General features: G+C 38.4%; 13 protein-coding genes. 10 read left to right on the top strand and 3 right to left on the bottom strand.

The features are described from left to right. Positions 1 to 56 precede the first annotated feature (56 nt). Genes CD001_RS08995 through CD001_RS08985 form a run of 3 tightly spaced genes read left to right on the top strand, consistent with a single transcriptional unit; the run spans position 57 to position 3,127 of the window. Positions 57 to 1,154, top strand: a complete 1,098-nt coding sequence (locus CD001_RS08995) for a type 2 periplasmic-binding domain-containing protein (RefSeq protein WP_096187178.1) — start codon at positions 57 to 59, stop codon at positions 1,152 to 1,154. 33 nt (positions 1,155 to 1,187) lie between these two features. Beyond that, positions 1,188 to 2,678 (top strand): tripartite tricarboxylate transporter permease, encoded by a 1,491-nt coding sequence (locus tag CD001_RS08990; protein ID WP_096187177.1) that lies wholly within the window; start codon positions 1,188 to 1,190, stop codon positions 2,676 to 2,678. Beyond that, positions 2,678 to 3,127, top strand: coding sequence for a tripartite tricarboxylate transporter TctB family protein (locus tag CD001_RS08985; RefSeq protein WP_096187176.1), 450 nt, complete (start codon positions 2,678 to 2,680; stop codon positions 3,125 to 3,127). Before CD001_RS08990 ends, CD001_RS08985 begins: the two co-directional genes overlap by 1 nt. A gap of 68 nt (positions 3,128 to 3,195) precedes the next feature. Here CD001_RS08985 and CD001_RS08980 read toward each other — a convergent pair whose 3' ends face one another. Continuing rightward, a complete protein-coding gene (locus tag CD001_RS08980) occupies positions 3,196 to 4,062 on the bottom strand; it encodes a LysR family transcriptional regulator (RefSeq protein ID WP_096187175.1) in 867 nt (288 codons plus the stop codon). 116 nt (positions 4,063 to 4,178) lie between these two features. On the opposite strand from CD001_RS08980, the gene CD001_RS08975 reads away from it, so the two are divergent. The 6 genes from CD001_RS08975 to CD001_RS08950 all read left to right on the top strand — a co-directional run bounded on the left by CD001_RS08975 (position 4,179) and on the right by CD001_RS08950 (position 10,171). Next, on the top strand, positions 4,179 to 4,703 hold the full coding sequence (locus CD001_RS08975; protein ID WP_096187174.1) for an AbrB family transcriptional regulator: 525 nt from the start codon (positions 4,179 to 4,181) through the stop codon (positions 4,701 to 4,703). Then, positions 4,700 to 5,185: an AbrB family transcriptional regulator gene (locus CD001_RS08970; RefSeq protein ID WP_096187173.1), complete on the top strand. Its 486-nt coding sequence runs from the start codon at positions 4,700 to 4,702 to the stop codon at positions 5,183 to 5,185. Before CD001_RS08975 ends, CD001_RS08970 begins: the two co-directional genes overlap by 4 nt. A 20-nt stretch (positions 5,186 to 5,205) precedes the next feature. After that, entirely contained in the window at positions 5,206 to 6,144 is a 939-nt protein-coding gene (locus tag CD001_RS08965) for an NAD(P)-dependent oxidoreductase (RefSeq protein ID WP_096187172.1), read from the top strand. A 148-nt stretch (positions 6,145 to 6,292) separates the two neighbouring features. Then, positions 6,293 to 7,492: a 2-methylaconitate cis-trans isomerase PrpF family protein gene (locus CD001_RS08960; protein ID WP_096187171.1), complete on the top strand. Its 1,200-nt coding sequence runs from the start codon at positions 6,293 to 6,295 to the stop codon at positions 7,490 to 7,492. 56 nt (positions 7,493 to 7,548) lie between these two features. Continuing rightward, entirely contained in the window at positions 7,549 to 9,054 is a 1,506-nt protein-coding gene (gene tcuA / locus CD001_RS08955; protein WP_096187170.1) for an FAD-dependent tricarballylate dehydrogenase TcuA, read from the top strand. A gap of 34 nt (positions 9,055 to 9,088) precedes the next feature. Beyond that, a complete protein-coding gene (locus tag CD001_RS08950; RefSeq protein ID WP_096187169.1) occupies positions 9,089 to 10,171 on the top strand; it encodes an isocitrate/isopropylmalate dehydrogenase family protein in 1,083 nt (360 codons plus the stop codon). 168 nt (positions 10,172 to 10,339) lie between these two features. Here the strand turns inward: CD001_RS08950 and CD001_RS08945 are convergent, their stop codons facing one another. Next, on the bottom strand, positions 10,340 to 11,182 hold the full coding sequence (locus CD001_RS08945) for an MBL fold metallo-hydrolase (RefSeq protein ID WP_096187168.1): 843 nt from the start codon (positions 11,180 to 11,182) through the stop codon (positions 10,340 to 10,342). Positions 11,183 to 11,624: 442 nt separating this feature from the next. Here CD001_RS08945 and CD001_RS08940 point away from each other — a divergent pair, with 442 nt between their 5' ends. Beyond that, positions 11,625 to 11,834: a hypothetical protein gene (locus CD001_RS08940; protein WP_096187167.1), complete on the top strand. Its 210-nt coding sequence runs from the start codon at positions 11,625 to 11,627 to the stop codon at positions 11,832 to 11,834. A 130-nt stretch (positions 11,835 to 11,964) separates the two neighbouring features. Here the strand turns inward: CD001_RS08940 and CD001_RS08935 are convergent, their stop codons facing one another. Beyond that, positions 11,965 to 12,711 carry an SAM-dependent methyltransferase gene (locus CD001_RS08935; protein WP_096187166.1) on the bottom strand — a complete coding sequence of 249 codons (747 nt, stop codon included), beginning with the start codon at positions 12,709 to 12,711 and terminating at the stop codon, positions 11,965 to 11,967. Positions 12,712 to 12,839 lie beyond the last annotated feature (128 nt).

The following is a 12,839-nucleotide window of genomic DNA, read 5'->3' as shown; positions in this document are numbered from 1 at the left end:
AATATTTGAAATTTATTAAAGTTTTAAAAAACAAACTGCTAGAAAGGAGAATGAAAATGAAGAGACTAAAACGTTACATTTTTTTGATCTCAGTTTTGACAGCGGTTACATTAAGCCTTGCAGCATGCAATACAGAAAGTGAGACGGTATCTGGAGAAGACGAGGTTTTCTATCAAGACGCTAGTATTGAAATGTTAGTTCCATTTGGCGCTGGCGGAGGGACTGACGTATTTGCAAGATTTGTAGCTCCTTTTTTAGCGGATCATACAGATGGTAATCCGAATATTCAAGTAGTCAATGTTCCTGGAGGAGAAAGTATTACGGGTGCAAATGAATATGCCACTATGAAAGAAGCAGATGGATTAAATGTATTGACAAGTAGTGCATCTACCCATACTCCATTTTTATTGGGGCAATCTGCTGTTCACTACGATTTAAATGAAATGAAGTCTATTGTTGGTTTCCCTACTGGCGGAGTAGTTTATACAAACCCGGAAATTGCAGCTAATATTCAGAATAGCCCAGAACCTTTAGTATATGCCGGTATTAGCTCGACTGGATTAGATTTAGTTACGTTATTATCGTTTGAAGTTCTAGGCCTAGATGTACAAGCAAATATGGGTTATGAAGGTCGAGGTCCGGCACGTGTCGCATTTGAACAGGGAGAATCCAATATTGATTATCAAACTACTTCTGCGTATAACTCGAGTATAGAACCTCTTATAGATCAAGGAACAGCGGAGCCGCTTTATTCCTTTGGACAAATGGAAAATGGAGAATTGGTAAGAGACCCGGCTTTCCCTGACCTTCCAACTTTAAAAGAGTTTTATGAAGACCTGCATGGTGAAGAACCTTCTGGGGTTGCATGGGAGGCTTATAAAACATTTGTAACCTCTTCTTTCACTATTCAAAAAGTTATTTGGACACATGGAGACGCACCTGAACAAGCAATAGAAGAACTTAGAGCTGGTGCTGAAGAAATGATTGATGAACAATCCTTTATGGAAGAAGGAGAAGAAGTACTTGGCGGTTATGAACCATATATTGGGGAAGAGCTGGACAGTGCACTTAACAATATGTTAGATGTTTCGGATGATGTTATTGAATGGGTAAAACAATTTCTCTTAGAAGAGTATGATGTCACCGTTGATTAAAAGTAAAAAAGCCGCACTAAAGGGGGACCAACATTGATAGAAGCTGGAATAGAAGCATTGTTAATGATTTTGGAACCATCAAGACTATTATTTATGCTATTAGGAATCGGATTAGGATTAACAATCGGTCTTCTTCCTGGATTAAGCGGTACAGTAGGTATGGCTATACTCCTGCCATTTGTCTACGGTATGGACCCCTTTTCCGGAATGGCTCTACTAATAGGGATGACTGCTGTATTGCACACTGGGGACACCTTCCCATCAATTTTATTAGGTGTCCCTGGCTCTTCGGGGTCTCAAGCTACTATTATGGATGGATATCCCTTAGCACAAAACGGAGAAGCTTCGAGAGCATTAAGCGCTGCGTTTATCGCTTCCATGATTGGAGGAATTATTGGTGGAGTCATACTTTACCTTTCTATCCCTGTTATTAGGCCATTAGTACTTGCTTTTGGATCACCTGAATTATTTATGCTCGCTTTACTAGGGCTAAGCATGGTTGGAATTTTGGCTGGAAAGTTCCCTGTCCGGGGGATTTTAGCAGGATTATTTGGACTCATGCTTGGAAGTGTTGGCAGTGCACCTGCTGTGCCGGAATATCGATATACATTTGAGTTCGTCTATTTATTTAATGGTATTCCTCTAGCAGTATTTGCACTTGGACTATTTGCTTTCCCAGTTATGGTAGACTTACTTGCAGCAGATCAAAGCATTTCAAAAAAAGTTCCAAAATTAGGAGGGTGGACAAAAGGTTTCAAGGATATTGTTGCGAATAAATGGCTAGTACTTCGAAGCTCTGCACTTGGTTCTGTTCTTGGTTTCATACCCGGTGTTGGCGGGAGTGTCGTTGATTGGGTATCTTACGGAGTTGCAAAACAAACGTCTCGGCAAAATCGGTTTGGTGATGGGGATATTCGTGGTGTAGTCGCTCCTGAGAGTTCAAACAATGCTAAGGAAGGTGGTTCATTAATACCTACGTTGATGTTTGGAATTCCGGGAAGCGGCACTACTGCTATCCTGTTGGGAGGTCTAACCTTATTAGGGTTGCAGGCAGGACCGAGCTTGGTAACCACCGAGCTTTCATTAACATTGTCTATTGTGTGGACCTTAGTCATTGCAAATGTAATCGGGGCGGCAGCGTGTTTGCTTTTGAGTAAACCAATTTCAAAAATAAGCAATATACCTGCCAAAAAGCTTGTACCGTTTCTGTTAATCATTATTCTCCTCGGCGCATTCCAAAGCTCTTCCAATTGGGGAGATTTAATTGTTTTTGTTGTAATTGGAATGCTTGGTTGGATTATGTTACGCCTAGATTGGCCGCGAGCACCAATGCTTATCGGTTTTGTCTTAGCTCCAGCAACTGAACGATATTTATGGATTTCAATGTCTAGATATGAATTTACTTGGCTTACGAGACCTGGAGTCATCATAATTGGGGTGTTAATCGTTCTTATTGTATTCACAGGAGTCTATTTTAAAAAGAAAGAAGATCAAATAAAAGCAAATGATGGGAGGGCGATGTAATGTATATCAGTAAATCAAAAGTACACATAGCCTTCACTGCCCTGCTTACTTTGCTGTTTCTCTGGTTTGCAATGGAAGCGACGTCCTTCAGCGACAGAGCCCGATTTTTCCCTTTGTATATTTCTCTTATTGCTATTTTCTTTGTCGTCTTAGAATTAGCCGTTGGTATATTCAGAACAGTAAGAAAGAAAGCTGACTCTGATCCTTTTCACCCCAACCTAACAGAAGCTTTAACATACATTTTATGGATCTTGTTTCTCTTAATTCTCATTTATTTAGTAGGGTTTAAAGTAGGATCTATTGTTTTTCTAGGTGCTTTTCTTTACTTCGTCACGAAATTGAAGTGGTGGAAGGTGTTAGCAGCAGTACTCATCACATTTCTTTGTTTATATTTGTTTGGTGACCATTATATGAATCTACACTGGCCACATAATTTTATGAACTGGTAATTATCAACAAAACAAGACCAGGTCATCAACATAGATAGACAGATGATGATCTGGTCTGTACTAATCTATTAAGCTTTATAATACTCCTTTAAAAAATCGATAAATGTATTTACAACAGGAAAATTAAGAGAGTTATCTTTATAAATAAGGCTCGTATTCCGTAAAATTGTCTTTCCCTCTTGGTCTTTTATTGGATAAATATATAAGTCTTCTTCAACTTCATTTAAACCAATACTAGGGATTATCGCATAACCAAGACCATTTAAAACCAATTTGCGGCTCGTTTCGATATTATCAAGGTGCATCGTTATATTTGGGGGGACAGTGTAATTCTTCTGCCACCATCTCTCAATTATGCCGTGTAGCTCCGAGTCTGTTCTGTAAGAGATTCTCGGTAAGGAAGGAAGTTCTTCCATCTTTATCGGGACCTTTGAAATAATACAGATTGTTTCTTTATTAAGTTTTATTTGCTGCTCGTTCCATTTGTTGTCCCCACGTATGATACCAACATAGACATCTTCATCATCGAGCATTTTTACTATTTCCGGGCTTAACCCTGTATATAAGACAAATTGAATGTTTTTATATTTACTTGTGAAATCTCTTAAAATATCCGGGAGTGCAAAACGGGCAAAGTTACTCGACACACCTAGTCTGATTGTTCCCTCAGTAGAGTTATTCATATTGACTACACGGTCTTTCATCTTTTGTAATTCTTTCAGCATACGTAAGGAATAGTTGACTAAATAATCCCCTTCTGCACTGAATTTCACACCACGTTTGTTACGCCAGAGGATGGTTATGCCCATATCCTTCTCTAATTGTTTTATACGATATGTAAGTGCAGGCTGGGAAATGAACAATTTTTCGGAAGCTCTCGTAATGTTTTTTTCCTCATTTAATGTTTTAAGAATTAACCAGTCTTTTTGATCCAAGGATCTCCACCTGCCTGTAAACAGTCTATTCTTCGAAAAATTAAGATTAATTCAATTATGGAATAATTCTCTGTAAAAGTGAAGAGAAGAATACTTCTTAGAAGGGAGCAGGCGTCATGGATTACATATTATTTATAGTCCTTTCTTTCATAGGAGGCTGGACTGGAATACGTCTAAAAATTCCTATGGGAGCATTTCTTGGGGCAATGGCTGCGGTTGGATTGTGGAAAGTTTATGGACTGAGTCTATTTACAGCTAATGAATTGATCATTTTTATTGCTCAGGTTTTACTAGGAATAATTGTTGGCCTTTCTTTCTCACAATTTAATATGCAGGAATTTAAAAAGATAGTTTATGGACTTCTGATTATAAGTGCCGGGGTTCTTTGTATTATTTTTGGATTAGGCTGGTTACTTAGCAGTCTGTATCCTCTTTCTATAAAAACAGCCATTATCGCAGCAGCACCTGGATCAATCGCTGAAATGGCTACATTATCAAATGAATTGAACCTTGATCCATTATTAGTCGTTTCTCTGCATATTGTCCGAGTCGTAGTAGTCGTATTTCTCTTATCTTTGTTTGTAAATTATATTCAAAAAATAAGGACTGCCAAAGCCAAGACAAAGGGGGTGAGTTCATGAAGGAAAGGATTGTTTTAATATTTGCAGCTTTAACAGGAGGTACTATTGGATGGTTCTCAGGCATCCCTTTAGGGGTTATGCTCGGAGCAGCAGGAGCGGTTGTTGTACTGCAAAGCTTTTGGAGAAGAATCACCCCAATTAGCTCAAAAATCAAAAAAAACATCCAGTCTTTAATAGGAGGATTAATAGGTTTAAATTTTTCTAGTGATCTTCTTCATACTCTCTCTAGCCTCTGGAAGCCTGCACTTTTATTAATATTCTCTCACATTTTGGTCACTAGCTTAGTCGTTTTGTTTCTTAATCGTTTTTTAAAATGGGATTTACTAACTGCTGCATGTAGTGCTGCACCTGCAGGAATTAGTGAAATTGTCGTTATAACAGATGGGCTTAACCTGCCAATGAACACGATTATATCTACTCACCTATTCAGATTGGCGTTAATTTTAGTGATTGTTCCATTATCAATTTTATTGTTTATTTAATTACGACAGGAGGATTTTAAATGAAAATACTTGTATTAGGTGATTTTGAAGATGTCTATCAGTCAACATCTGCTGCTTATCACTTGAAAAAGAAAGGATACGAGATCATTTCTGTCACAAGACCTATTGAGGAGCAAGAAATGATTCAATTAGCGGAAGGAACCGATGCTATTGTTTTAGTTCGTGAAAGAACCACGCTCGACCGCAAACTCATCTCTATGCTTCGGGATGTAAAATTAATCTCCCAAACTGGTAAAGGAACTGCACACCTTGATTTAGATGCTTTAAAAGATCATGATATTGAGGTTACTACTACACCTGGTGGCTCTGCCTCTTCAGTAGTGGAGCTGACGATTGGCTTAATGATCGGTGCTGCCCGCCAGTTCCCTCTTCATCAAAAATTGATTGAGGACGATAGATGGGTGCAAACTCCTGGCATGGAGCTAAACGGAAAGCAGTTAGGTATATTAGGATACGGCACAATCGGAAAAAGAGTGGCACAGGTAGGTACGGCTCTTGGAATGAACATTAAAGTATGGCGCCCGACTGGGTCAGAAACGGAAGTCCTTAACGATAATATGGACGTAGGTACATTGGAAGAGGTCCTTAAAACCTCTGATGTTTTAAGTCTTCATATGAGATACTCCCCTGAATGGAAAGGGTTTTTAAGTAAGGAAAGGCTTCAACTATTAAAAAATCATGCAATTTTTATTAATACATCAAGAGCTGCTTTTGTAGACGAAAAAGCTTTGGCCCAATTAATCCGCAGTAGAAAGTTAGCAGGTGCTGGAATTGATGTATTTTCAGAAGAGCCACTTGTTCATAACCCTTATAAGGGATGCGATAATATTATACTCACTCCTCACATTGGCTATATAACAGCTGAAGTGCTTCAGCGGTTTGCGGAAGCTGCTCTTTACAATATAGATAAATTTTTTAGTAAAACAGATATTTTATAAATAACATATTCGCCAGATTAAGCCCTTCCTTCCACGATCTATCATAAACTATTTTTATCATAAACAATAAAATATTAATATTTTAGTTATTCCTCAAGTTCTCTTATCATTATAAACATAGAAGAAACTTGAGAAAGGAAGTATGCATATGGTACAGGACTTCGGAAAGATTAAAGCGGCAATTATTAGAGGCGGTACGAGTAAAGGTGTCTATCTTATGGAGAATGAGCTCCCATTAGATGAAAAGCACCGGGAAGAAGTGATTCTCTCATTATTTGGAAGCCCGGATGTTCGTCAGATCGACGGTTTAGGCGGAGCAGATCCTTTAACAAGTAAAGTGGCAATTATTAAACCTTCTTTACGTGAAGATGCTGATGTTGATTATACGTTCGGTCAAGTTTCAATTGACAAAAAGCACATTGATTACCGAAGTAATTGCGGAAATATCTCTTCAGGGGTCGGGCCTTTTGCCATTGACGAAGGAATTGTTCCTGCAGTAGAGCCTGTAACAGTCGTTAGAATTTATAATTCAAATACTCAAAAAATCATTGAATCAGAAGTTCCAGTACGAAACGGGAAAGCCGAAACAACAGGTGACTGTTATATACCAGGGGTTCCGGGACCTGGTGCAAAAATCATGCTTAATTTTGTAAATTCTGGTGGTTCTAAAACGGGAAAAACGCTTCCGACTGGTAAACCTAAAGATATTGTCACTTTGGAAAATGGAAAAAAGATAGAAATTAGTATCGTGGATGCTTCAACACCATCAGTGTTCATAAGAGCTTCCGACATTGGTCTCACTGGTACAGAAACACCTGAACAAATCGAAACATCTCCTGAACGGTTAGAATTACTTGAGGAAATACGGGCAATAGGTGCATGCATGCTGGGATTTGTAAAGACAAAAGAAGAAGCAAAATTAATTTCTCAATCCGTTCCTAAAATTATCTTCGTCTCCCCTCCCCAGTCTTATCAAGGGATTAACGGAAATAACGTAGCAGAAGAAAGTATTCACTTTACAGCAAGAGCATTGGCTATGGGTAAGATGCATAAAGCATTTGCTGTTACCGGAGGCATTTGTACTTCCACTGCATCTTTAATCGAAGGAACTGTTGTAAATGAAGTTAGTAAGTTTTCTAGTAATGGAGATATTACAATTGGTCATCCATCAGGTACGATGGATTTTAGTATAAAGCTGGGTTATAAAGGTGACCAGTACCATGTTACGAGATCAGCAGTAGCAAGAACATCTCGTAGGCTAATGGATGGATATGCCTACATTCCTTCCAAAATATTATGGAAAAAAACATCCGATACTTACAAAACTGAAAAGACGAAAACAACATAATAGATTCATTTTCAACTTAAATAATTTGAATATTCAACAAACGGAGGTATGGCCATATGAAAAAAGACGAAAATATATATGATGTTGTTGTAGTTGGAGCTGGAAATGCGGCTTTATGTGCAGCTATCTCAGCGAGAGAGAACGGGGCCAATGTACTCGTTTTAGAAAAAGGACCGAAACACAAAAGAGGCGGCAACTCATTTTTTACTGATGGGGCTATTCGCTTTGCATATAAAAATAAAGAAGCCCTTTCTGAATTCATTCCTGAGCTTCAAGGCGAAGAAGGTGAAAAAATCGATATTCCTGTATACGATGATAAAGATTTTTATAACGACTTGATGGAAGTCACAAAAGGAAAAAGTGATCCAAAACTAGCTAGCCGTCTCGTTTCAAACTCATTGGAAACAATTAAATGGATGAATAAGAATGGCGTAGAGTTTGAACTGAATGAAAATCAATTTTTTAATAATGATGGAAAGAAACAATTTTGGGGTGGTCTCCCGGTTAAAACCAATCGTAAAGGGATTGGCTTAATCGAAAAATTGATAGATAAAGCTGAATCTTTAGGTATTGATATACTTTATGAAGCATATGCTGCAAAACTCCATAATGAGACAGGGGGAAAAATTACTGGCCTGACTGTGAAAGAAAAAGGCAAGACAGAATACACCATTACAGCCAATTCAGTCATTTTAGCTTGCGGAGGATTTGAAGCTAATAAAGAAAAACGTATGAAGCACCTTGGAAACCAATGGGAATATGCAGTCGTTCGAGGTACAGAATACAATACAGGTGATGGGATTCAAATGGCTTTCGCAGTCGGTGCCCAGCCTCGCGGTCAGTGGGAAGGCTGCCATGCACATACTACAGACTATCATGCTCCCAAAGTTGGTGATTTCAATAAACCTGGAGATATCTATAAAAAATCTTCTTACCCACTTGGACTAATTGTGAACAAAAATGGTAAACGTTTTGTAGATGAAGGAGCAGACTTCAGAAATTACACTTACGCTAAATATGGAAAAGAAACCTTAAATCAGCCTGATCAACTAGCTTATCAACTCTTTGATTCCCAAGTACGCCCTCTTCTGAGAAAAGAGTATGATTTGGAAGAAGCTACGTGTATAAAAGCTGATACATTAGAAGAACTAGCAGAGAAAATAGAAATAAACAAAGAAGAATTTTTAAAAACGATAAAAGATTATAATGATGGAGTAAATGAAGGAGAGTACAACCCTAGCATCAAAGACGGTAAATCCACAATTGGAGTAACTCCACCTAAGACTAATTGGGCACTCCGATTTGAACAGGGACCATTCTATGCTTACCCAGTTACTTGCGGAATCACATTTACTTTTGGTGCTCTTCATGTAAATGAATTTAGTGAAGTACTGAATGAACAAGGCTCACCGATACGAGGACTATTTGCAGCAGGAGAAATGGTTGGGGGACTCTTCTATCATAATTACCCTGGAGGCTCCGGCTTAATGTCGGGAGCAGTATTTGGAAAAATTGCTGGAGAATCCGCTGCCTTTTATACAAGGAATGTTACTTACTTCTGAGAAAGTTTAAGTCATATACAATTTGGAGGTTCCTATGGCTCATTATAATATTGCAATAATGGAAGGCGACGGAATTGGCAAGGAAATTGTTAGAGAGACAATAAAAGTCTTACAGTATGTAGAAGACCTCTCTGAAGGTTTATCCATTACTTATCAAAAATTACCGATAGGTCTTACGTCTTTTAATGAGCACGGTTCAACACTGCCAGATGAAACTGTCACTAGATTAAAGAAATGTGATGCAGGAGTATTAGGTCCATTAACCACTCATGCTTATGAGACGGATAACCCTAATATGGTAAATGCAAGCGGAAAGTTAAGAAAACAGTTTGATTTATATGCTAATGTAAGACCCGCTAAAACATTCCCGTGCATCCCCTCCTGCCATGAAAATGTTGATTTAGTTATTGTTAGAGAAAACACTGAAGGCATGTATGCTGACCGGAATTTATTTTATAACACTGGTGAATTTATGACAGACCCCGATACAGTGCTGTCTCTTCGGCTTGTCACTAGAAATGGTTCTGAAAGAGTAGCGAAAGTAGGATATGAGTTAGCTATGGCAAGGAAACGAAAGCTGACGATTGTTCATAAAAAAAATGTACTGCGCCAAGGATGTGGTTTATTTTATGACAGTTGCCATCGCATAGGAAAATCCTACAAAGGCGTAAAGACAGATGATTATCATGTAGATGCATTTGCTATGCATCTTGTTCAAAGGCCTGAGGATTTTGACGTGATTGTAACGACCAATATGTTCGGCGATATATTATCAGATCAAGCTGCCGGTTTAATCGGTGGTCTCGGCTTAGCTCCTGGCCTCAATGTTGGTGACTCTTTTCTTTTGGCTCAAGCAACACATGGATCAGCGCCTGACATAGCAGGAAAAAATATAGCAAATCCCATATCTGAAATCTTATCTGCAAAAATGATGCTCGAATGGCTTGGAATACGAAACAGTGATAACCATGCTTTATACGCAGCTTCTCTTATAGAAGAAGGAGTAGAAAATACATTTGCTACCGGATACAGAACAAAGGACCTTGGCGGCAATTTAACTACAACGGAATTTACAGAATGCCTGTTAGAAGTTATTAAAGAAAGAATAAGCAGTTAAAGAAAGTCCCTCTATCTAAATGATTAAGGCTGAAGAATATCCATTGTCAGCCTTTTTCATTCCTCTTAATAATTGACATCCTCGGATAATTCAACATGCTACCGTTGCGAAAAAATTAGTAGAAATGGTTGTGTGCCAGTGTGCCATTCATCGGGGTGTAAAATCTATTTAAACATACTTTCCCTTGTCAGGCACTGCGACCCTCTCAAAATCGGCAGCTAATTTGTTTAAGCCGGTCGTTAAATTATTACCGAAAACAGGTCTGCCATGCCCTGTAATAGCAAATGCCGGATGTAGATCATTTAATGTTTTGACTGATTCATGTGCAGCATTCCAGTCAGTCGTAAAATAACGAGGCGGTCCATGTATTTCAACCGTCTGGGCAAATGTTTTACATAATGAATCTTGTTTAACAGTGATAAATGCATCGCCAGCGATTAACATACGGTCTAAATCTCTAAAAAATGAAACGTGTCCTGGAGTATGTCCCGGTGTATGTATCCAACGGAAATCGTCTACGAATGGAACACTTCCGTCAGAAGGAAGCTCTTCTACATGTTCACCAATTTGAATCGCCTTTTTCGGAAAAAAAGATGAGACTTTGGCAATAAGACCTCCCTCGACTGAAGGGTCAGGTTCTGGATAGTCGAACTCACCTGTTAAATATGGAAGTTCATAAGCATGAGCATAAACCGGAACATTCCATTGGTTAATAAGCTCAATGATCGCCCCGACATGATCAAAGTGACCGTGCGTTAAAATAATCGCTTTCGGGCGGCTTCCTTTCCCGTATATTTTTTCTGCTGTTTTTATGATTTTATGCGCTGATCGCGGCATTCCCGCATCGACTAATACGAACTCACTTTTTTCCGGATGCCCAATAAAAATCATATTTGCCACTTGAATGGTATAACAAAAAACATCTGGGAGTACTCGAGTGATTGCTCCGCTTTTTAACGTTGTGGCAGGTATATATTTGTAATCACTGCCATATGCCATGTTCGCTTCCATCTTAATCCCTCTTTTCTTTATGCTTATTTTGTCTAAGCGATTGATGTCTCATTCAGTCTCCATGTTGAAAAGATGGTGCTGGTTCAAATCTGGTTCAATCCTGTCCAACTCCGTTTAATCTGGGATAAATCCAGACCAATCTAGGGGCAATCCGAAGATTCACGGACACTGGATTCGTTATTGCTAGTAAAAAGCGTTATTTTGTATGACAAGAGGACACGTTCCGTTATGAGCCAATTATTCAGCCACTTCCATCTGATTTTGAGGCAATAAAGGATCTCCTGTCCTCACTCGTGTAAAAATAACCGTATTTTTTGAAAATAGCGGATTGTATGTCCTTCAAAAGAATAAACGGTTCAAGTATCAAAAATCCCTTGATCCATTCCAAGTTCGATAATATGATTAGTTTAGATCATAAGACCTAGGAGAGGGGATAGAAACGATGAAGATTGGCATGCGGAAACCAAGTTTAAAAAAGTCATTAAAGGCAAGAACAACCGGCAGAGCGAAGCGATCAGTCAAAAAGGCAGTATCTCCAGGTTACGGAAAAAAAGGAGTCGGATGGGTAAAGAATCCAAAGAAAGCTCCTAACAACAAAGTTTATCGGAAAACGTCATTCAGTATTTTTGACTTGTTTAAGAAATTAAAGTAGGTTTTGGAAATGAAGCTAGAACATAACGAGTAACATGGAAAACCCGAACAAGTTCTAACCATAGAATTTGTTCGGATTTTGCATGTCAAAAAATACATTTGTCCCAGCTATTTTTTATTTTTTTCTGTCGTTAAGCTCTAAAAAGGTATATTCCAAACCCTAACGTTTCCCTTCCCCATTTGTTATAGACCTTTTTCCACCTTCGTATTTCATTCAACATATCCGTGCAATCTTTATCATCCGAGTTTTTATAGCAATAGTTTTCAACCGAAAGCACATACAACCATTCAAATTCGTCCCACTCGTCATCACTAGCTGTAAATGACCATATTGGTATCAACCCTTTGTTTTCTCCCGCTTCAATGTTTTCATAATGAGATCCATAATCCGCTTCTTTGCCACCAAGTTCTCTTAAATACTCTTGACTTGGCTGTTTCTTCCAAAAACAATCTGCAATAAGAATGTAGCCCCCTTTCCTCACACATTTCCTAAGTGTTTCTAGTGTAGAATCTAGATCCCCTATCGCATGAGTCGCGCCAATACAAATAGCTAAATCGAAGCGATTTGTCGTGTAGTTTTTGATCACAGACTTCGCGTCTTCATGTATAAATGTGATCTTCTCTGAAGAAATCCTTTCTTTAGCGCGTTTCGTTCCTTCATCGATCTGGTCCTTGTATAGCTCGATTGCAGTTGTGAAAGCATTATACTTTTCAACTAACCGAATGAGTAATTCACAATTACCAGCGCCAATTTCTATCACCTTACTGTCCTCTGTTAAATCGATGAACTCGATGATTCTATCCATTTTGTCTGAACGAATTGGGTTGTTAAATATATGATGTTCCAAAGCAATCGTTGCGTATTTGTTTTTGTCCATAAAACTCTCCCTTTTAAAGTTTACTCGTTGCTTCATTTATCAATAATTCGTTAAATTGGTATACAATCATAATAACCGTCAACTCCTTCACAAAATTGTCAGAAATTTTAAAACACTTCATCATTATA

Origin of the sequence: Evansella halocellulosilytica (assembly GCF_002335745.1) — a bacterium.
GTDB classification, from domain to species: domain Bacteria; phylum Bacillota; class Bacilli; order Bacillales; family Salisediminibacteriaceae; genus Bacillus_CA; species Bacillus_CA halocellulosilytica.
Note: the sequence above shows the minus strand (reverse complement) of the source record. Positions and strands in the feature narration are given on the sequence as shown.